This is a genomic window from Serratia sp. TSO36, assembly GCF_057808395.1.
Genome location: NZ_JBJZOU010000021.1, coordinates 175,174 through 194,523, shown reverse-complemented (window position 1 = coordinate 194,523; position 19,350 = coordinate 175,174). Strand labels below are relative to the sequence as shown.

The 19,350-nt window shown below is 59.2% G+C and carries 17 protein-coding genes; 9 read left to right on the top strand and 8 right to left on the bottom strand.

Going from position 1 to position 19,350, the window contains the following annotated elements; genetic code table 11:
• Window positions 1-414: 414 nt before the first annotated feature.
• Window positions 415-846 carry a GNAT family N-acetyltransferase gene (locus ACK3CV_RS18450; protein ID WP_033635490.1) on the bottom strand — a complete coding sequence of 144 codons (432 nt, stop codon included), beginning with the start codon at window positions 844-846 and terminating at the stop codon, window positions 415-417.
• Between the two features lie 284 nt (window positions 847-1,130).
• Between ACK3CV_RS18450 and ypfM the strand changes: the two genes are divergently transcribed.
• Window positions 1,131-1,190, top strand: coding sequence for a protein YpfM (gene ypfM, locus ACK3CV_RS18445; RefSeq protein ID WP_100396732.1), 60 nt, complete (start codon window positions 1,131-1,133; stop codon window positions 1,188-1,190).
• A gap of 126 nt (window positions 1,191-1,316) precedes the next feature.
• Here ypfM and acrD read toward each other — a convergent pair whose 3' ends face one another.
• Window positions 1,317-4,454: a multidrug efflux RND transporter permease AcrD gene (gene acrD / locus ACK3CV_RS18440; RefSeq protein WP_033635489.1), complete on the bottom strand. Its 3,138-nt coding sequence runs from the start codon at window positions 4,452-4,454 to the stop codon at window positions 1,317-1,319.
• A gap of 293 nt (window positions 4,455-4,747) precedes the next feature.
• Here acrD and ACK3CV_RS18435 point away from each other — a divergent pair, with 293 nt between their 5' ends.
• Window positions 4,748-5,026: a winged helix-turn-helix domain-containing protein gene (locus tag ACK3CV_RS18435; protein WP_004941750.1), complete on the top strand. Its 279-nt coding sequence runs from the start codon at window positions 4,748-4,750 to the stop codon at window positions 5,024-5,026.
• Between the two features lie 32 nt (window positions 5,027-5,058).
• Here the strand turns inward: ACK3CV_RS18435 and ACK3CV_RS18430 are convergent, their stop codons facing one another.
• Both ACK3CV_RS18430 and narQ read right to left on the bottom strand, forming a co-directional pair.
• A complete protein-coding gene (locus tag ACK3CV_RS18430; protein WP_033635488.1) occupies window positions 5,059-5,691 on the bottom strand; it encodes a response regulator in 633 nt (210 codons plus the stop codon).
• Between the two features lie 161 nt (window positions 5,692-5,852).
• Window positions 5,853-7,529: a nitrate/nitrite two-component system sensor histidine kinase NarQ gene (narQ, locus tag ACK3CV_RS18425; RefSeq protein WP_164141461.1), complete on the bottom strand. Its 1,677-nt coding sequence runs from the start codon at window positions 7,527-7,529 to the stop codon at window positions 5,853-5,855.
• A gap of 390 nt (window positions 7,530-7,919) precedes the next feature.
• Here narQ and nudK point away from each other — a divergent pair, with 390 nt between their 5' ends.
• Window positions 7,920-8,495, top strand: a complete 576-nt coding sequence (gene nudK, locus ACK3CV_RS18420; protein WP_033635486.1) for a GDP-mannose pyrophosphatase NudK — start codon at window positions 7,920-7,922, stop codon at window positions 8,493-8,495.
• 50 nt (window positions 8,496-8,545) lie between these two features.
• Here nudK and tkt read toward each other — a convergent pair whose 3' ends face one another.
• The 3 genes from tkt to cbp21 form a co-directional block, all read right to left on the bottom strand.
• A complete protein-coding gene (gene tkt / locus ACK3CV_RS18415) occupies window positions 8,546-10,540 on the bottom strand; it encodes a transketolase (protein WP_489009885.1) in 1,995 nt (664 codons plus the stop codon).
• Between the two features lie 18 nt (window positions 10,541-10,558).
• Window positions 10,559-11,509: a transaldolase gene (gene tal / locus ACK3CV_RS18410; protein WP_033635484.1), complete on the bottom strand. Its 951-nt coding sequence runs from the start codon at window positions 11,507-11,509 to the stop codon at window positions 10,559-10,561.
• Between the two features lie 257 nt (window positions 11,510-11,766).
• Window positions 11,767-12,360, bottom strand: coding sequence for a chitin-binding protein/chitosanase CBP21 (gene cbp21 / locus ACK3CV_RS18405; RefSeq protein ID WP_033635482.1), 594 nt, complete (start codon window positions 12,358-12,360; stop codon window positions 11,767-11,769).
• A gap of 404 nt (window positions 12,361-12,764) precedes the next feature.
• Here cbp21 and ACK3CV_RS18400 point away from each other — a divergent pair, with 404 nt between their 5' ends.
• The gene (locus ACK3CV_RS18400; RefSeq protein WP_033635481.1) at window positions 12,765-13,706 is read left to right on the top strand and encodes a LysR family transcriptional regulator; all 942 of its coding nucleotides are present in this window, start codon (window positions 12,765-12,767) and stop codon (window positions 13,704-13,706) included.
• Window positions 13,707-13,791: 85 nt separating this feature from the next.
• Here the strand turns inward: ACK3CV_RS18400 and chiB are convergent, their stop codons facing one another.
• Entirely contained in the window at window positions 13,792-15,291 is a 1,500-nt protein-coding gene (gene chiB / locus ACK3CV_RS18395; RefSeq protein WP_033649858.1) for a chitinase ChiB, read from the bottom strand.
• 292 nt (window positions 15,292-15,583) lie between these two features.
• Between chiB and ACK3CV_RS18390 the strand changes: the two genes are divergently transcribed.
• The 5 genes from ACK3CV_RS18390 (at window position 15,584) to maeB (ending at window position 19,324) form a co-directional block, all read left to right on the top strand.
• Window positions 15,584-15,910 (top strand): phage holin, lambda family, encoded by a 327-nt coding sequence (locus ACK3CV_RS18390; protein WP_004936551.1) that lies wholly within the window; start codon window positions 15,584-15,586, stop codon window positions 15,908-15,910.
• A gap of 10 nt (window positions 15,911-15,920) precedes the next feature.
• Complete coding sequence (gene chiX / locus ACK3CV_RS18385; RefSeq protein WP_171893667.1) at window positions 15,921-16,301, top strand: L-Ala D-Glu endopeptidase ChiX; 381 nt, start codon at window positions 15,921-15,923, stop codon at window positions 16,299-16,301.
• A complete protein-coding gene (locus ACK3CV_RS18380) occupies window positions 16,298-16,678 on the top strand; it encodes a DUF2570 family protein (protein WP_033635477.1) in 381 nt (126 codons plus the stop codon). The genes chiX and ACK3CV_RS18380 overlap by 4 nt, the downstream gene beginning before the upstream one ends.
• The gene (lysC, locus tag ACK3CV_RS18375) at window positions 16,659-16,832 is read left to right on the top strand and encodes an Rz1-like lysis system protein LysC (RefSeq protein WP_204280387.1); all 174 of its coding nucleotides are present in this window, start codon (window positions 16,659-16,661) and stop codon (window positions 16,830-16,832) included. The genes ACK3CV_RS18380 and lysC overlap by 20 nt, the downstream gene beginning before the upstream one ends.
• A gap of 212 nt (window positions 16,833-17,044) precedes the next feature.
• Window positions 17,045-19,324, top strand: a complete 2,280-nt coding sequence (maeB, locus tag ACK3CV_RS18370) for an NADP-dependent oxaloacetate-decarboxylating malate dehydrogenase (RefSeq protein WP_033635475.1) — start codon at window positions 17,045-17,047, stop codon at window positions 19,322-19,324.
• The last annotated feature ends 26 nt before the right edge of the window (window positions 19,325-19,350 follow it).

Sequence of the window (19,350 nt, the reverse complement as noted above, 5' to 3'; positions counted from 1 at the left end):
ACCTATACCGCTGGTTTAGTCAGTTTGTTTTTTATTTGATTGATAGTAAAGAGATAAATAGGATTAATAAAAAGTTCCGCAAGAGGGGTAGAGGTTTTTAAATAGATGCCAGCTATCAATCAAGGAGAATTAAAAGGAAATATCATAGATTATTCCTATCGTAAATTAATATTCGATCGTTTTTACCGATCTTTTGGTTCGTGATATCTTTGTAAGAGGTCTAATGACTAAGAAATATCTCTGACAGGAAGTTCAAACGTTTTCTCATTCATGGTTGCAGAGGTGAATAATAGTGAAAATAAAAAGTTAAAAGAGAGTGTGTATTTTTTCTGGGGCATTTTGGCTAAGCGTTTTATCTGTCTCAAGCATATCGTCAGCTGTATTCTGCTGAGAAAAGTATTTTGATCAAGATGATCAGCGGATATAACCGCCGTTTTGCAACCGTTGCAGTGAGGCGCCGTCCGCATACACCATGCCGGTGGTCAAATCATGAAAGCCGTACTTTTTATAGAAGGCCAGTTTTTCCGGCACGGAATAGATGAAAATCTTGCCGAGCGGCGCCAAATCTTGCATCACCCGATCCATCAACCGGCGCCCCAGCCCTTGCCCCTGAAAGCGCGGATCGATCGCCACGTCGGCCAGGTAGGCGACCGAGGTCAGGTCGCTGATGGCGTGCGCGGTGGCGATCAGCTCGTCGCCGATAAACCCCCAATAGCAAAACTGGCTGTGTTGGTAAACGCGCCGCAGGGTGTGCGGATCGCGTTTGCCCAGTCCGGCGGCCTCCAGCAATTCACACAGCCGCTGCCAGTCGATGGCGCGGCGGTTCGGGTCGGTGATAATTTCCATCGTTTTCCTCTAACCAATAAGACTGAGGTCGGCGGCATAGTGCCGAATGGCGCGCTGATACCCGCGGATGTCGGCGCTCCATTGTCGTATTTTTATACCTTTTACACGCTACCGCGGAGAAATTGATATCACAAGGGAATAGCAGCACTGAGTATTGATCAGATAAATACGAAAATGTGCGCTAAGCCCGGTTTCCGGGCCCGGCATCGTTCCCGTTTCCCTTCACATGGTCAAAAAACAGGCGTAGAATCCGCTTCGTCAAATAATTGAGGTTGTAAAGTATTATGGTTGATCGTGAATTAGGAAACTGGAAAGACTTCATTGATGAGATGTTGGGCAACTGACACAGCGTTGAAGCAGATGGCAAGGTTGAGTCATTGGAAAGTCACTGAAACACCTTGGGAACGAGATTATCGTTCGAAATAAAGCAGCATCGGTAACCCGACGCTGCTTTATTTATGCCCAGGCTATCACTCCCCGGCGGCCGTCGTATTGCCTGCCGGATGCGCTTTGCCCGGGAAGCGGCGGCGAACCAGCACGAAGAACAGCGGCACGAAGAAAATCGCCAGCAGGGTGGCGGAGATCATGCCGCCCATCACCCCGGTGCCGACCGCATGCTGGCTGCCGGAACCGGCGCCGCTGCTGGTGGCCATCGGCAGCACGCCGAAGATGAACGCCAGCGAAGTCATCAGGATCGGCCGCAGACGCATGCGTGATGCGTCGAGCGTCGCGGACATCAGATCCTGCCCTTTGTGGTTCAGCTCGTTGGCGAATTCGACGATCAGAATGGCGTTTTTCGCCGACAGCCCAATGATGGTCAACAGGCCGACCTGGAAATAAACGTCGTTCTCCAGGCCGCGCAGCCAGGTGGCGGCGACCGCGCCGATCACCCCCAGCGGCACCACCAGCATCACCGAGAACGGTATCGACCAGCTTTCATACAGCGCCGCCAGGCACAGGAACACCACCAGCAGCGAGATGGCGTACAGCGCCGGCGCCTGCGAGCCGGACAAGCGTTCCTGGTAGGAGAGCGCCGTCCATTCCAGCCCGAAGCCGGTCGGTAACTGGCTGACCAGTTTTTCCATTTCCGCCATGGCGGTGCCGGTGCTGACGCCGTTGGCCGCCTCGCCGACGATTTCCAGCGCCGAGTTGCCGTTATAGCGTTCCAGCCGCGGCGAGCCGTATTCCCAGTGTGAACTGGCGAAGGCCGAGAACGGCACCATGCCGCCCGCGCTGTTGCGCACATACCATTTGTTGATGTCTTCCGGCAGCATGCGGAACGGTGCGGCGGCCTGCACGTAAACTCTCTTCACCCGGCCGCGATCGACGAAGTCGTTGACGTAGGTCGAACCCCAGGCGGTGGAGAGGGTATTGTTGATGTCGTCGATAGATACGCCCAGCGCCTGCGCCTTGCGCTGATCGATATCGATCTGCAGCTGCGGGCTGTCGTCCAGGCCGTTGTGGCGCACGCGCGACAGCAGCGGATTTTGCGCCGCCAGCTGTAACAGTTGGTCGCGAGCCGCCATCAGTTTGGCGTGCCCCAACCCGGCGTGATCTTCCAGTTCCATGTCGAAGCCGGAGGAGTTGCCGAGGCCGGTGATCGCCGGCGGGCTGCTGGCGATCACCCGCGCTTCGTTAATCTTGTTGAACGCCAGCGTGGCGCGATCGATGATGTCGAACGAGCTGTTGGCGCCCGAGGTGCGCAGATCCCAGTCTTTCAGCCGAACGAACAGACGCGCCACGTTTTGGCCGTTGCCCCCCGGCCCGGAGCCGATGATGGCGAACACCGACAACACGTCCTGTTTCTCTTCGGTGAGGAAATACTGCTCGACCTTTTCCACCACTTTAGAGGTTTGCTGCAGGGTCGAGCCCGCCGGCAGCTGTACCTGTACGGTGAAGATGCCGCGGTCTTCCTGCGGCAGGAACGAGGTCGGCAGCTTGATGAACAGCAGCGCCATGCCGCCGAGCAACAGCAGATAAATCACCATGTAGCGGCCGCTGGCGTGCAGAATGCGCCCCACGCCGCGCTCATAGCGTTCGGCGTTGCGGTTGAACATGCGGTTGAACCAGCCGAAGAAGCCGCGCTTGCCGTGATGGTGCCCCTTGGCGATCGGTTTGAGCAGCGTGGCGCACAGGGCCGGGGTCAGGATCATCGCCACCAGCACCGACAACACCATGGCGGAAACGATGGTGATGGAGAACTGGCGATAGATGGCGCCGGTGGTGCCGCCGAAGAACGCCATCGGCACGAACACCGCTGACAGCACCAGGGCGATGCCGACCAGCGCGCTCTGAATTTGCCCCATGGATTTGCGCGTGGCTTCACGCGGCGGCAGGCCTTCTTCGCTCATCACGCGTTCGACGTTTTCCACTACCACGATGGCGTCGTCCACCAGCAGGCCGATCGCCAGCACCATGGCGAACATGGTAAGGGTATTGATGCTGAAGCCGCAGGCGGAAAGGATGGCGAAGGTGCCCAGCAGCACCACCGGCACGGCGATGGTGGGGATCAGCGTGGCGCGGAAGTTCTGCAGGAACAGATACATCACCAGGAACACCAGCAGGATGGCTTCCAGCAGCGTTTTCACCACGTCCTTGATCGAGGCTTTGACGAAGGGGGTGGTTTCATAGGCCACTTTGGCCTCCAGCCCGTGCGGGAAGTATTGCGACAGCTCGGCGATCTTGTCCTTCACCAACTGGTCGGTCTGCAGTTCGTTGGCGCCGGAGGCCAGCTTGATGTTCATGCCCGCGGCCTGCATGCCGTTGTAGCGGCTGAGGTAGTTGTAGTTTTCGCCGCCCAGTTCGACGGTGGCAACGTTGCCCAGCGTCACCAGCGAACCGTCCTGATTGACCCGCAGGGTGATTTGGCGGAACTGTTCCGGCGTCTGGAGCTGCGACTGGGCGTTAATGGTGGCGTTCAGCGCCTGCTTATCGACCGATGGCGTGCCGCCCAACTGGCCGACCGCAACCTGGGCGTTCTGCGACTGAATGGCGCTGACCACATCCTGGGTGGTCAACTGGTAGCTGTTGAGCTTGTTGGGATCGAGCCAGATGCGCATGGCGTATTGCGAGCCGTACACGTCCATGCTGCCGACCCCGTTGATGCGGCTGAGCGGATCCTGCAGGTTGGAGACGATGTAATCGGCGATGTCCTGCCTGTCCATGCTGCCATCGGTGGAGACGAACGCCACCATCATCAGCGTGGTGTCGCCGGATTTCGAGACCGTCACCCCCTGATTTTGCACCGCCTGCGGCAGGCGTTTGATCGCGGCCTGCAGCTGGTTTTGCACCTGCTGCATCGCCTCGTTGGGATCGGTGCCGGCTTCGAACGTCAAGGTCACGGTCGCCTGGCCGGTATTGGTGCTCTGCGACGACATGTACATCATGTTGTCGAGGCCGGTCATATTCTGTTCAATGATTTGGGTAACGGTGTTTTCCAGCGTTTGCGCCGAAGCACCTGGGTAAGTTGCGCTGATGCGCACGTTCGGCGGCGCCAAATTCGGGTATTGTTCTACCGGTAAAGAAAAAATCGCCAACGCCCCGGTCAGGCAAAGAATAATTGCCAGCACCCAGGCGAAAATCGGGCGATCAATAAAAAAATTGGCCATGCAGCGCGAACCTCGTTATGACTTGTTCTATCTTTAAAACGCATCGGAAATATGCATTTCAGCGGCAGGGAAGGATTCCGGCGCTATTGCACTTTACTCGGGATAGCCGAGGAAAGCGTGGAGAAAAAAAGGAGATAGTGTAAATAACGGTAGCGGAAAACGGCGTGGGCGTATCGGCGTCGGTAATTGTACGCTATTAAGACATTTTTATTACTATCAAAGGCCTTGCGCATTTTTTCGCCGCAGGGAATCGAAAAGTAAAAACTGGCCTCACCTTACAGCAGGAGCTTGGCATGGGAATTAACCCGGTATTTGCCCGTCGGCTTTATTTATGCTGGCTGATCAGCCACAGTGAGCGGCCCAATGTGCCGCGGTTGATGGCGCTGACCGGCTGGCCGCGCCGTACGTTGCAGGATGTGCTGAAGGCGCTGCCCGGCATGGGCGTCGAGCTGCAGTTCGTGCAGCAGGGCGTGCGCAACAACGACGGTTTCTATCAGTTGGAAAGCTGGGGGCCGTTCAACAAGAGCTGGGTGCACCAGCATCATCAGGCGCTGCTCAGCGCCATCGAGTAAGCGGCCCCGGCGGATCGGCCGGGGCGGGGCGATCAGTGGCTTTTGTACTCCAGGTACATCACCGTCGCCGCCACGCGAGAACGCACGTCCAGCTTGCGCAGTATGTTGCGGATGTGCACCTTCACGGTTTCTTCAGAGATATGCAACTGCGCCGCCACCTGCTTGTTGGACAGGCCGCGCGCCACCTCTTGCAGGACGTCCAGTTCGCGTTCGGTCAAGGCGGCGAAGGGGTCGCGCTGCTCGCTGCGCGCCAGCAAATAGTCGGCCATGGCGTCGCTGATCACGTTCTGGCCCTCGGCGGCGGCGCTGATGTGCTCCAGCAGTTGTTCGGGTTCGCTGTCTTTCAGCAGATAGCCGTCGGCGCCGGCGTCGATCAACGCATACAGATCGCTGCGCGCGTCGGAGACCGTCAGCACGATGATGCGCGCGTCCACGCCTTCGTCGCGCAGGGCCCGCAGCGTATCCAGCCCCGACATGCCCTTCATGTTCAGATCCAACAAGATCACGTCCGGAGCGTGCTGCAGCGCCAGCGCAACCGCCTCGCTGCCGTTGCCGGCCTCTGCCACCACGCCAAATCGCGCATCCAGTCCCAGCAGTTGTTTGATGCCGCGCCGCATCAACGGATGATCGTCAACGATCATGACTCGGTATTGCTTCATCACCATGAAATATGCTCCCTGTAGCAAGTAAAGCCACTCAAACGCGCCCGGAGGCGTGCTTCACAGTGGGACTGTCTCTTCAAAAATAGCGGCATTCTGCACCGCAAACCTCTCCGGGCGGCCTTCAGGCCGGCGGCAACCGTAACGCAGAGTGAACAGCCGCAAGGTCAGGGCGAGAATGTCAGGCAGACCGCCGTGCCGCCGCCGCTTCTGCGCCGGATGCGCAGCGTTCCTCCCAGTCGCGCCGCGCGTTCGCTCATGATGGTCAAGCCGTAATGCCCTTCCGGTTCTTCCAGACTGGCGATGCCGCAACCGTCGTCGGTAATGCTGAATACGTTGTCGCCTGCGGCGTTGACCTCGCAACGTACCGCGATCTCGTTCGCTCCGGCGTGCTTGACGGCATTGAGCACCGCCTCGCGCACGATCTGCAGCGCGTGCACCTGCTGCTGGGCGTTGAGCGCCTGCGAGGGCAGCCGACAGTGTAACTGAATCCGCGCGGGGGTTAGCGCCTTTAATGGCTGCAACAGTTGCTCCAGCGCGGCATTCAGATCCGCCTCCTGAATGTTGAGGCGGAAGGTGGCCAGCAATTCTCTCAGCTGGCGATAGGCATCGGCCAGCGTGCGCTCGAAATCGTCGATAATCGCCTGCGCCGCCGGATCGTCGGCGGCGCGCCGGAGCAGCGTCAGCTGGATGCGCAGGAACGACAGCGTCTGCGCCAGCGAATCGTGCAGCTCGCGTGCGATGGTTCCACGCTCTTCCATCAACAGCAGATATTGGTGCTGCTTTTGCGCCCGGTTGAAGTAGACGCCGCGCCCCAGCATGTTGGCCAGGCTCTGCATCAGGTGAGGATGCGGCGGCTGCGCTTCGGGCTGCCATCGCAACTCGCCCAGCAGTTTATCGCCTTGGGTGATCGGCAGCGCGCTCCAGGTTTGCGCCGGCGCCGGCTCTCCTTCGTTCAGTTGCCACTGGCCATGATCGTCCGCCACGTTCAACCGGATGCAGCGCAGTCGTTCACTTTGGCGCACGATGCGCAGCGCATTTTCGAACGCCTGCTGATCGATCTGACGCACGCTCAGCGCCTGCGAGCAGCGATAGAGCACCTCCAGCGTGTCGTTGGCCTGCTGCAGGCGCTGGGTCTTTTCCTGCACTTTCAGCTCCAGCGACTGATAGAGGCGGGCCAGCTCGTCAGACATGGCGCTGAAGGTTTGCGACAGCACGCCGAGCTCGTTCGGCAGCGCCACGTCCAGCTGCGGATGGCGAAAGTCGCGCTGTTGCACGCGCTGGCTGGCGTCGACCAGATGCTGCAGCGGCGTGACCACCTGGCGGCGCATAAAGCGGATGCAGAACAGCACCAGACCGATGATGGCGGCGTAGCCCAGTACGCTGACGGCGGCCACCAGGGTGAGTTTCAACTCGGAATAACGCTGCAGAGCGGAAACGAAATGATCGACGCGGTTGACGTAGCCGGCGACCTCAGCCCGGTAGGCGGCCGCCTGCCCGTCGCGGATCTGCCGCTCCATCGTTTGCCATGTTCGTTGCAGCGCCAGATAGTGGTTGCGCACCTCGGCCGGGACGTAAAAGCGCGCCAGCTTTTGCAACGCGGGCGCCTGCAAAGATTGCCGATACTGCTGCAGGTGCAGCTCCAACTCCGGGCTCTGCCGCTCGAGATCGAAGGCCAAGCGGTAGCTTTGCATGCGCAGCGAACCGGCAATGTTGATCGCCTCGGCATCGCTCTGGCTGCCGGCGACGGTCGTCAACGCCAACCCGGTGGCGAGCACCGACAGTATCACGATGCCGAACAGCGCTCTGGCCAGGCTGCCGGTCACGGAACGTTTAACAAGCAATCACGGAATCCTTTTCTCTCAGGTGAGGCGCTTCGCCAGTTTCATTCGAAAGCAAAACTATAACTTTTGCAACTAAATTGCACCGCGATTTGTATCAAGTTGTCAACAAAACGGGAACAATTGTCGTTGTGTAATCAAATGAATAGCGAAATGCCCGCCGATGTTCAGCGGCGGGCCGGTTTCCTCTGAAGATTTGCCTTTGGGGGGCGAATCGCACTGGGTTTTATGCAATGCCATGCGCCTGAGCGCGACTTATTTTCCATTATTTTAAGCAATGTTAAGTCCTGGCTTGTCCGGCGGGGTACGGTGTGATTTTTGTTGCAAATCGTCTGCCGCGGCGCGGCGTAATCGCGGTATGATCTTCAGGTTGCAACTCAAGGGAAAAGGGTCATGTCGTCGAAAATTGAGAATGTGAAGAAAGAGCTGCTGTCGGACAACTGGTATGTGCTGCATAAGTATACGTTCGATCTGAAACGCAAAAACGGCGGTTCGGTGCAACAGATGCGCGAGGTCTACGATCGCGGCAACGGCGCCACCATTTTGCTGTACAACCGCGCCAAGGGCACGGTGGTGCTGACCAACCAGTTCCGCATGCCGACCTATGTCAACGGCAACGAGAGCGGCATGCTGCTCGAGGCCTGTGCCGGCCTGCTGGACGCCGATTCTCCGGAGCAGTGCGCGCGCCGCGAAGCGGTGGAAGAGACCGGTTTTCAGGTGGGCGAGGTCAAGAAAATCTTCGAAGCCTACATGTCGCCGGGCGGCGTGACCGAGATCGTGCACTTCTTTATCGCCGAATACCATGACGATGAGCGGCGCGCGGCCGGCGGCGGCATTGAAGATGAAGATATTGAAGTGATCGAACTGCCGTTCAGCGAAGCGGTGGCGATGATCGCCGACGGCCGCATTAAAGACGGCAAGACCATCATGCTGCTGCAGTATTTGCAGATCCATCGGGTGATGGCATAAAAAAAGCCGGTCACGATGACCGGCTTTCTTATTGGCTGGTGCCAGGCCGCTTACTTCAGCAGCGCCTGCGCCTTGGCCACCACGTTGTCCACGGTGAAGCCGAACTCGGCGAACAGCTGCTCCGCCGGCGCCGACTCACCGAAGGTGGTCATGCCCACGATGGCGCCGTTCAGCCCCACGTACTTGTACCAGTAGTCCGCGATACCCGCTTCCACCGCCACGCGCGCCGTTACCGCCGCCGGCAGCACCGACTCGCGGTACGCCGCATCCTGCTTGTCGAACGCGTCCGTCGACGGCATCGACACCACGCGCACCTTGCGGCCCGCCGCGGTCAGCTTGTCCGCCGCTTCCACCGTGATGCCCACTTCGGAGCCGGTGGCAATCAGGATAACGTCCGGCGTGCCCGCGCAGTCTTTCAGCACGTAGCCGCCGCGGTACACGTTCGCCAGCTGCTCTGCGCTGCGCGGCTGCTGGGTCAGGTTCTGACGCGAGAACACCAGCGTGGTCGGGCCGTCGTTGCGCTCGATGCCGTACTGCCACGCCACTGCCGATTCCACCTGGTCACACGGGCGCCAGGTGCTCATGTTCGGGGTCACGCGCAGGCTCGCCAGCTGCTCCACCGGCTGGTGGGTCGGGCCGTCTTCGCCCAGACCGATGGAGTCGTGGGTGTAGACGAACACGTTGCGCAGCTTCATCAGCGCCGCCATGCGCACCGCGTTGCGGGCGTATTCCACGAACATCAGGAAGGTCGCCGAGTACGGCAGGAAGCCGCCGTGCAGCGCGATGCCGTTGGTGATGGCGGTCATGCCGAACTCGCGCACGCCGTAATGAATGTAGTTGCCCGCCGGGTCAACGTTCAGCGCTTTCGAGCCGGACCACATGGTCAGGTTGCTCGGCGCCAGGTCGGCAGAGCCGCCCAGGAACTCCGGCAGCACCTTGCCGAACGCTTCCAGCGCGTTCTGCGACGCCTTGCGGCTGGCGATGTTGGCCGGGTTGGCCTGCAGTTTTTCAACGAACGCCTTGGCGTCGGCTTTCCAGTCGGCCGGCAGCTCGCCGTTCATGCGGCGCTTGAACTCGGCGGCCAGCTCCGGGAAGGCCCTGGCGTAGGCGGCGAATTTGTCGTTCCAGGCCGCTTCTTTGGCCTGACCGGCTTCCCTGGCGTCCCACTGGGCGTAGATGTCCTGCGGGATTTCAAAGGCGGCGTATTTCCAGCCAAGCCGCTCGCGGGTGGCGGCCACTTCGGCGGCGCCCAGCGCGGCGCCGTGCACGTCATGGGTGCCGGCCTTGTTCGGCGAACCGAAGCCGATAACGGTCTTGCACATCAGCAGCGACGGCTTGTCGGTCACCTTGCGGGCTTCTTCAATCGCGGCCTTGATGGCGTCCGGGTTGTGGCCGTCAACGTTGCGCACCACGTGCCAGCCGTAGGCTTCGAAGCGCAGGGCGGTGTCGTCGGTGAACCAGCCGTCGACGTGGCCGTCGATGGAGATGCCGTTGTCATCGTAGAAAGCGGTCAGCTTGCCGAGCTTGAGGGTACCGGCCAGAGAGCAGACTTCGTGCGAGATGCCTTCCATCATGCAGCCATCGCCCATGAAGGCGTAGGTGTGGTGGTCAACGATGTCGTGGCCCGGGCGGTTGAACTGCGCCGCCAGGGTGCGTTCGGCGATGGCGAAACCGACGGCGTTGGCAATGCCCTGGCCCAGCGGGCCGGTGGTGGTCTCAACGCCCGGGGTGTAGCCGTACTCCGGGTGCCCTGGGGTTTTGGAATGCAGCTGACGGAAGTTTTCCAGCTCGCGCATCGGCAGGTCGTAGCCGGTAAGGTGCAGGAGGCTGTAAATCAACATGGAGCCGTGGCCGTTGGAGAGCACGAAACGGTCGCGGTCAGCCCAGTGCGGGTTAGTCGGGTTGTGGTTGAGGTAGTCACGCCACAGGACTTCGGCGATGTCCGCCATGCCCATAGGGGCACCGGGGTGGCCGGAATTGGCTTTTTGTACGGCGTCCATGCTGAGTGCGCGGATGGCGTTGGCAAGCTCTTTACGAGAAGACATAACGAAACTCCAGTACGGTTACAGTTGAGCGGCCAACATGTCTTCCAGCTTCTGCTGGTCGACGGCGAACAGGCGAATGCCTTCGGCGAGTTTCTCCACCGCCATGGCGTCCTGATTGTGCAGCCAGCGGAATTCCGCTTCGGCCAGCGGGGCCGGTTGGTGGAAGCCCTCGGTAGACGGGGTCAGCTTGCGCTCGACCGGCTGGTCGCTGTTTTTCAGCTGTTCCAAAAGGTTCGGCGCGATGGTCAGGCGATCGCAGCCGGCCAGCGCCAAAATCTGCTCAACCTTGCGGAAGCTGGCGCCCATGATCACCGTCTGGTAACGATGACGCTTGTAGTATTCATAGATGGTGCGCACCGATTTCACGCCCGGATCCTGCTCGGCATCGTAGTCGGCGGCAGGCTGTTTGGCCTGATACCAGTCATAGATGCGGCCGACGAACGGCGAGATCAGATACACGCCGGCTTCGGCGCAGGCGCGGGCCTGGGCGAAGGAGAACAGCAGCGTCAGGTTGGTGTTGATGCCTTCTTTTTCCAGCTCCTCGGCGGCTTTGATGCCTTCCCAGGTGGAAGCCAGTTTGATCAGGATGCGCGATTTGTCGATGCCCTGTTCTTGATACATGGCGATCAGCTTGCGCGCTTTGGCGACGCACATGCCGCGATCGAACGACAGGCGGGCGTCCACTTCGGTGGAGATGCGGCCCGGCACGCTTTTGAGGATCTCGACGCCGATATTGACCGCCAGCTTATCGCTGGCGTTGATCAGCTGGGTTTCCTTGCTGCCGCCCTGGCGGCGGGCATAGTCCAGCGCTTCGGTGATCAGCGCCTTGTACTGCGGCAGCGCGGCGGCTTTCAGGATCAGCGAAGGGTTGGTGGTAGCGTCCTGGGGTTCGAACTGGCGGATGGATTCGATATCGCCGCTGTCGGCGACCACCGTGGTCAGCTGCTTGAGTGCGTCTAATTGATTCATTGATAAGCTCCTTGACCAAGCTCAACGTAGGGAAATGAGAACCTTTTTCATCATAGGGGGAACACACTGCATCATCGGGTCGGGAATGAAAATGCGCTTTTTCTGATTGTTGCGATGGATAATAACAATGAATGCCGAGTAAACCCAGGCGGGGCGCGGTTTACGGCGGGGGAGGCGAGGGGGGCGGTGGCGCGAGAGCCAAAAAAAGAAGGGTTCAGCGCCAGGCTGAACCCTCAAAGATGGCCTCATTTGGCCGATTATTTGCTCAGGTTGACGTCGATCGCCTGATAGAAGGCGTTGGCGGTGTCGGCTATATCCCACACGGCAAGGATCACGTGCGAACCGCTGCGATCTGCCGGTATATTGCATTGGTGGGTAACCTGTGCGGCAGGGATGGCGCCGCCGTCGTTGAACTGGCAGAACGGCGTCAGATCAAAGGAGGCGCGGGTCAGCGGCTGCGAAGCGTCCCAGTTCGGCTTGGTGATGAAATAGCGCCAGCTGGTGGTGCTGTGACGCGCGGTCAGCTTCCAGGTAAAGGAGTTCGGGCCGGTTTTCAGGTTGAGCTTGTTCCAGCGCGTCGGCGTTTGCTGATCCAGTTCGAAGAAGGTGGACTTGTCGGCGCTGGCGATGTGGCCGTCAGCCGGGCCGGCCTGCGGGAAACCTTTCAGGCCTTCGACGCTCTGCGGTTCATACTGCACGCTGCCGCACTGGGTGTTGAGCTGCAGTTTGCACTGATAAGCGCGGCTGGCCGGCGATTCGACATAACCGTGAGCATTCGCCTGTTGCGAAACGCCGAACATGGCTGCGCTCAGCAGGCCCAGAGAGAATAGGGTACGGGAAGTTTTGTTCATAAGTCACTCCTGACTGAAATTATGTTGTAAGTTGAGCGTATTTCACCGACAAAATGAGAGGCTAATAACGTAATTGGAAATAACCCTTCTTGTCGGCTTGTTTTATTTTTATCATTCTGGTCGTGCGGTAGAGCGGAATGTTTTAACGGCTATTAACGAAAATTATTATGATGACGATCTTTGATCGTTAGGCTGAATTTATTTAACTGTCACAATGCAAAAATAGAGCGCTATGATGAATTTTATATCAGGTCGTGATGAATAGTATTTAAGATAGCGCTCTCATTTATGAAGTATATTGCTTGTTGCCTTGAGTATCCTTGTTCGATTTGATCGATTTTTGTGCGCCACCACCTTGGGAATTTAGTGTCATTTTTCTTGTTTTATTTTAAAGAGGAATTTGTATGACTAGATTATCCCTGGACGCGATTAAAATAATCAGCACCATTAAGAGCACCGGCTCTTTCTCTATGGCGGCGGAGGCGCTGCATAAAACGCCTTCGGCAATCTCTTATCGGGTTTCCAATATTGAAAGCAAACTCTGCGTGAAACTTTTTCATCGCAATGGCCCCATGATTACCCTGACGGATGAAGGGGAATTTCTCCTGCAGGAGGGCAGCTGGATATTAAATGCGGTGCAGGATCTGGAAAGCCGGGTAAGAAACATCCCCAAGCTGGACAATAATATCCGCCTGGCGGTGGACACCTTCTTCCCGTTGGAAACCCTGACACAGGATATCCGCGACTATATTCAGCATTGCCCGAACGCCAATATCTCGGTGCAGCGAGAAGCGCTGAACGGCACCTGGGATGCGCTGAAGAACAACCGGGCGGATCTGATCATCGCCATCGGCCAAATCCCCGACAGCGTACAGGCCAAAACCCTGATGCTTGGCAAGCTCAACTTTGTGCTGTGCGTGTCGCCCTCGCATCCGTTCGCGGCGCAGAAAAAGCCGGTGTGCAAGAAGCAGCGCTTGAACGACATCGTGGTTGCGATCGCCGACAGCAGCCATGAACTGCCCAAACGCAATCACGGCACGTTGCCTTTGCAGCGCCAACTGGTGGTGTGCGACGTGGAAAGCAACCTGGCGTTGCTCAAACGCGGCATCGGCCACGCTTTTCTGCCGCCGTCGCTGATCGAAAAGGAACTGGCCAGCGGCGAACTGGTGACGGTGCCGGTGGAGATGCAAAAGGGCGACGAAATGATTTGGCTGGCGTGGCATCCGGCCAGCAAGGGCGCCGGGTTTAACTGGTGGCATGAGCGGCTGACGCGCAAAAGCGATGTTTACAGCCTGATGGGCCGCGAAGTGGTGCGGGATGGCGGCTATCCTTGGTGCCACAACTGAAGGAATAGAGACGAAGGGACGCGAAAATCAAACGGTTAACTCAATGAAAACCCCGCAGCGCTCGGCTACGGGGTTTTTTTATGGCTTACGCCACGCGGCCCACCTTCAGCCAGGCGCTGTCGGAACCGGGCGCCGAGGTGATGTAACCCCATTTGGTCTGCCAGACGTAACCCTGATAGGACACCAGCGCGCCCTGCGCGTAAGTGGTGCCCGGCACGTAGGCCGGCGCGGTCATGATCGGCAGGTTGCCGGGGCCGACGCCGGTGTAACGCAGGCCGGTGCCCATATCCAGCTGGCTGTCGTCGTAGTCCGCGGCGTTGAAATAGCGATCCAGCGCGGCCAGCAGATCGCCGTTGCGGTTGTCTTGCCCCAGATGCCAGAACATCACGCCGCCCAGCTGCTGCTGCTTGATGTACTTCGCTTTGTATTTGAAGCTTTCGGCATCGTCATAGGTGACGAACAGCCCGTTCTGCGCATGATACAGGTAAGGGGTTTTCGTCTTGTCGTTCCACAACCGCTGATAGCCGTAGTTGCCCTGCAGCATCTGCTCCAGCTGGCGATAGGAGGCGATGCGCGGATCCTTGTCGCGCACGCACTCTTCGCAGCCCACCAGCCAGTAATCGGTGCCCGGATACGGATCTTCGCCCGGCGTGCTGTGGCTGCTGTACTGGCCGCCGTTGCTGCCGCTGACGCCCCTGAAGGCGCGGCCGTAGAAGGGGACGCCCATCACGATCTTGGCGCTCGGCACGCCTTCCATCATCAGGTGTTGCTGCACCGCGGCGTCGACCGTCAGGCTGAACGGGCTGGGGAAGGCGCGGGTCAGCTCTTCCCAGCTCCAGCCCAGATTGGCTTCGCGCAGCGCGTTGTAGAAGGTCGGCCCGGCCGCGTCGCCGAACAGCGCCGCCTGGTGGTTGGTGATCTTCTCCCAGGGGCCGGCCAGATCGTAGGTCATCAGGTTGATGTAATCGAGCGGCGCGACGATCTGCGCCAGCTTGCTGTAATAGCGCGACAGGAAGAAGGCGCCGCCGGCGCCGGCGATAGTCAACTGATACGGCAGCGCCTGGCGGCCGTCGGCGACGGTTTGCTGATTCAACAGGGTGCGGATCTCTTGCAGCGCGGCGATGAAACCGTCCACTTCTGAGGCCTGCGGGTACTCCCAGTCGATGTCCACGCCGTCGAAGCCGTAATCCTTCATGATGCGCACGCAGGATTGGGCAAACTTGGTGCGCGAGGCCGGGGTTTTCACCGCGTTGACGTAGTTGGCGTGCGACACGCCCAGATCGTTGGAGTAGTACCAACCGCCGATGGAGAACATGATGCGCAGGCTGGGATTGTGCGCCTTGAGCGCGGTCAGGCGGTTGACCACATCGCGCGCCTTGGCATCGTTGGTGGCCGGATCCCAGGCGCATTCCAGGTTGCTGTTGATATCCAGGAACGAGAAGTTGATGTGCGTCAGCTGTTTGGCTTTGGCCGGTGTGATGTTGGATACCGGGAACGGCACGACGGACGTATCGGACTCGGTGTAATTATTGATTTGGTTGGTCGGAATAAAATAATACCCAATAACGGCTTTGCGTGTGGACATGGTATTTCTCCAGAGTGGATGTTTTTAAGATGGGACATATTTCCCGCAGCCATTAATGTTTATTTTTCGTGAAAACGAAAGTCGAAATAAATCACGATAACAATGAAATTTTATTCATTGCCGTCAATATTGGCGCTTATGCGTTGTGCCAACGCTCAGCATGAATGAATTCGACCATAGGGCCTGTATTTATTCATTTGCTTTGTAATAGCATCCTTAACTAGATTCTGATTATCCGATGTCCCACCGGCCGTGATTGGCATTTAATTAAAAATAAAAAAGGAGATGAGCTATGTCCAGCATAGAGCCTGACGCTGTTGGCTTAATAGTCCAGCGAGTATGTGAATATCTTCAGCCGGTATTAAACGCCATTTTGGCCGGCGTCATGGCGCTATTGCACGGCGCTTACCGCAACGTGGGTATTCGGCGCCGTTTATTGAATGCGGCGATGTGCGCGTTATTGGCCTGGACGGTGCGCGATGCGCTGGCGCTGATGGGCCTGGAATTAAAGTGGGCGAATTTGGCCAGCGTACTGATTGGCTTTATGGGGGCAGATTACATCAACGCCTTAATTAAAAAATTCATCGGCAAAAAGACGGGGTTTAAAAATGTTAAATGACATCGAAGAGATTCGTTTTACCGCCCGCAGCGAAGAGAACCTGCGCGGCGTGCACCCGGATCTGGTGCGCGTTATTCGTCTGGCGCTGCGTTATTCGCTGGTGCCGTTTTCCGTCAGCGAGGGGCTGCGCAGCATGGCGCGCCAACGGGAAATGGTGCGCGCCGGCAGCAGCCAAACGCTGCGCAGCCGCCATCTGACCGGTCACGCGGTGGACGTGGTGGCGATGCCGGCGGGCGTGGTCTCCTGGGAGTGGGATTACTACGCGCAGATTGCGGTGGCGGTGCGGCGCGCGGCGCGTGAATGCGGGGTCAACGTCGAATGGGGCGGCGAGTGGAAAACCCTCAAGGATGGCCCGCACTTCCAGCTGGCGTTCCGGGACTATCCGGCATGAGCGGCTGGCTGCAAAAACTGATGCAGGGCGGGTTGCTGCTGCTGTTGCTGGCGGCCATCTGCCTCGGCGGCTACAGCTCGCTGCTGTCGCACCAGTTGGCGTCCGCGCGCCAACAGGCGGCGGAGCTACAGAAAAGCCTGGCGCAGCAGGCCGGGCTGATCGCCACCCTGCAGACCCAGGATGCGCAAAACCGTGCGCTGATGGCGGCGCAGCAGCGGCAGGAACGGCAGCTGCGCCAACAACACGAGGCTTATCAGAGGAAATACCGTGAAGCGATTAAAAACGATCCGTGCGCCGCTCAGCCTCTGCCTGGCGCTGTGCTTGAGCTCCTGCGCCCGGCCGCCGGCGCTGCAGGCCGTGCCGCTGTTGCCCCCTGAATCGGTGTTCGCGCCCTGTGAGCAACCGCGGCTGCAAGGGGATACCTGGGGCGATGCGGTAAGCTATACCCTGGCGTTACAAACCTCGTTACACATTTGCGCCGGCCAGGTGGAGACGCTCAACGCCTGGCGCGCCACGCTGCCGCCACGCTGACGGCGGCGCTTCTCCGACTCGTCTCGCGATCCTTTTTTTACTTTTAAAACGGTCTTTCGGCCAAGGTTATGGCGCGCTTCAAAGTTTGTGATGTTTCTCTCACTATACTTCAAGGCTGCGCCCTGTCATTGTACTTGGGCGCCACGGCCCACGGCAGGGCGCAGCCTCAAAGCCTTACCTCAACATAAAAGCAAAAAACAAAGGAATCCATAATGGACGAACAGCTCAAACAGAGTGCCCTTGATTTCCATCAGTTTCCTGTCCCAGGGAAGATCCAGGTTTCCCCCACCAAACCGTTGGCGACCCAGCGCGATCTGGCGTTGGCCTATTCACCGGGCGTCGCCGCGCCTTGCCTCGAGATCGCCGAAGATCCGTTGGCAGCCTACAAATACACCGCGCGCGGCAACCTGGTGGCGGTGATTTCCAACGGCACGGCGGTACTGGGTCTGGGCAATATCGGCGCGTTGGCCGGTAAGCCGGTGATGGAAGGCAAGGGCGTTTTGTTCAAGAAGTTTTCCGGTATCGATGTGTTTGATATCGAAGTGGATGAGCATAACCCTGACAAATTGATCGACATTATCGCCGCGCTGGAACCGACCTTCGGCGGCATCAACCTGGAAGACATCAAGGCGCCGGAGTGTTTCTACATCGAACAGAAACTGCGCGAGCGCATGAAGATCCCGGTGTTCCACGACGACCAGCACGGCACGGCGATCATCACCACTGCGGCGGTGCTCAACGGCCTGCGCGTGGTGAAGAAGAATATCTCCGACGTACGCCTGGTGGTGTCCGGCGCCGGCGCGGCCTCCATCGCCTGCCTGAACCTGCTGGTGGCGCTGGGGCTGCGGCAACAGAACATCACCGTTTGCGACTCCAAGGGCGTCATCTATAAAGGCCGCGACGCCAATATGGAGCAGACCAAAGCCGCCTACGCCATCGAGGATAACGGCCAGCGCACGCTGGGCGACGCCATCCCGAACGCCGACATCTTCCTCGGCTGCTCCGGCCCGGGCGTCTTGACGCAGGATATGGTGAAAACCATGGCGCGCGATCCGCTGATCATGGCGCTGGCCAACCCGGAACCGGAAATTCTGCCGCCGCTGGCCAAAGCGGTGCGTCCGGACGCCATCATCTGTACCGGCCGTTCCGATTACCCGAACCAGGTGAACAACGTCCTGTGCTTCCCGTTCATCTTCCGCGGCGCGCTGGACGTGGGCGCCACCACCATCAACGAAGAGATGAAGCTGGCCTGCGTGCACGCCATCGCCGATCTGGCGCTGGCGGAGCAGAGCGACGTGGTGGCTTCCGCCTATGACGATCAGGATCTCTCCTTCGGGCCGGAATACATCATCCCGAAACCGTTCGATCCGCGCCTGATCGTCAAGATCGCGCCGGCGGTAGCCAAGGCGGCGATGGACTCCGGCGTGGCGACGCGCCCGATCGAAGACTTCGACGCTTACGTCGAGAAGCTGGCGGAGTTCGTCTACAAAACCAACCTGTTCATGAAGCCGATCTTCTCGCAGGCGCGCAAAGAGGTGAAGCGGGTGGTGCTGGCGGAAGGCGAGGAAGAGCGCGTGCTGCACGCCACGCAGGAACTGGTGTCACAGGGGCTGGCCTTCCCGATCCTGGTCGGCCGCCCGAGCGTGATCGAGATGCGCCTGAAAAAATTGGGTCTGCAGCTGACGCCGGGCAAGGATTTCGAAGTGGTGAATAACGAGTCGGATCCGCGCTTTAACGAATACTGGGGCGAGTACTACCAGATCATGAAACGCCGCGGCGTCTCGCAAGAGCAGGCGCGCCGTGCGGTGATCGGTAACCCGACGCTGATCGCCGCCATCATGCTGCACCGCGGCGAAGCGGACGCGATGATCTGCGGCACCATCGGCAGCTACCACGAGCATTACGACGTGGTGAAGAACGTGTTCGGCTTCCGTGAAGGCGCGCACGTCGCCGGCGCGATGAACGCGCTGCTGCTGCCGAGCGGCAACACCTTTATCGCCGACACCTACGTCAACGACGATCCGACCCCGGAACAGCTGGCGGAGATCACCCTGATGGCGGCGGAAACCGTGCGCCGCTTTGGTATCGAACCTAAGGTGGCGCTGCTGTCTCACTCCAGCTTCGGCTCTTCCGACTGCCCGGCGGCGCGCAAGATGCGCAAAACGCTGGAGCTGGTGAACGAGCTGGCGCCCGAGCTGGAGATCGACGGCGAAATGCACGGCGACGCCGCATTGGTGGAAAGCATCCGTCACGATCTGATGCCGGACAGCCCGCTGAAAGGCTCGGCCAACCTGCTGATCATGCCGAACATGGAAGCGGCGCGCATTAGCTACAACCTGCTGCGCGTCTCCTGCTCGGAAGGGGTGACCGTCGGGCCGGTGCTGATGGGGGTCGCCAAGCCGGTGCACATCCTGACGCCGATCGCCTCGGTGCGCCGCATCGTCAACATGGTGGCGCTGGCGGTGGTGGAAGCCCAAACCCAGCCGCTGTAAGCCCGGGTTGAGTGACTGGCCCCCTG

Coding starts and splice junctions, on each gene's coding strand:
- cbp21 (WP_033635482.1), bottom strand. CDS start 12,360: ATGAACAAAACTTCCCGTACCCTATTCTCTCTGGGCCTGCTGAGCGCA.
- tal (WP_033635484.1), bottom strand. CDS start 11,509: ATGAATCAATTAGACGCACTCAAGCAGCTGACCACGGTGGTCGCCGAC.
- ACK3CV_RS18450 (WP_033635490.1), bottom strand. CDS start 846: ATGGAAATTATCACCGACCCGAACCGCCGCGCCATCGACTGGCAGCGG.
- ACK3CV_RS18390 (WP_004936551.1), top strand. CDS start 15,584: ATGTCCAGCATAGAGCCTGACGCTGTTGGCTTAATAGTCCAGCGAGTA.
- ACK3CV_RS18435 (WP_004941750.1), top strand. CDS start 4,748: ATGGGAATTAACCCGGTATTTGCCCGTCGGCTTTATTTATGCTGGCTG.
- chiB (WP_033649858.1), bottom strand. CDS start 15,291: ATGTCCACACGCAAAGCCGTTATTGGGTATTATTTTATTCCGACCAAC.
- acrD (WP_033635489.1), bottom strand. CDS start 4,454: ATGGCCAATTTTTTTATTGATCGCCCGATTTTCGCCTGGGTGCTGGCA.
- tkt (WP_489009885.1), bottom strand. CDS start 10,540: ATGTCTTCTCGTAAAGAGCTTGCCAACGCCATCCGCGCACTCAGCATG.
- nudK (WP_033635486.1), top strand. CDS start 7,920: ATGTCGTCGAAAATTGAGAATGTGAAGAAAGAGCTGCTGTCGGACAAC.
- ACK3CV_RS18380 (WP_033635477.1), top strand. CDS start 16,298: ATGAGCGGCTGGCTGCAAAAACTGATGCAGGGCGGGTTGCTGCTGCTG.
- maeB (WP_033635475.1), top strand. CDS start 17,045: ATGGACGAACAGCTCAAACAGAGTGCCCTTGATTTCCATCAGTTTCCT.
- ACK3CV_RS18400 (WP_033635481.1), top strand. CDS start 12,765: ATGACTAGATTATCCCTGGACGCGATTAAAATAATCAGCACCATTAAG.
- ACK3CV_RS18430 (WP_033635488.1), bottom strand. CDS start 5,691: ATGGTGATGAAGCAATACCGAGTCATGATCGTTGACGATCATCCGTTG.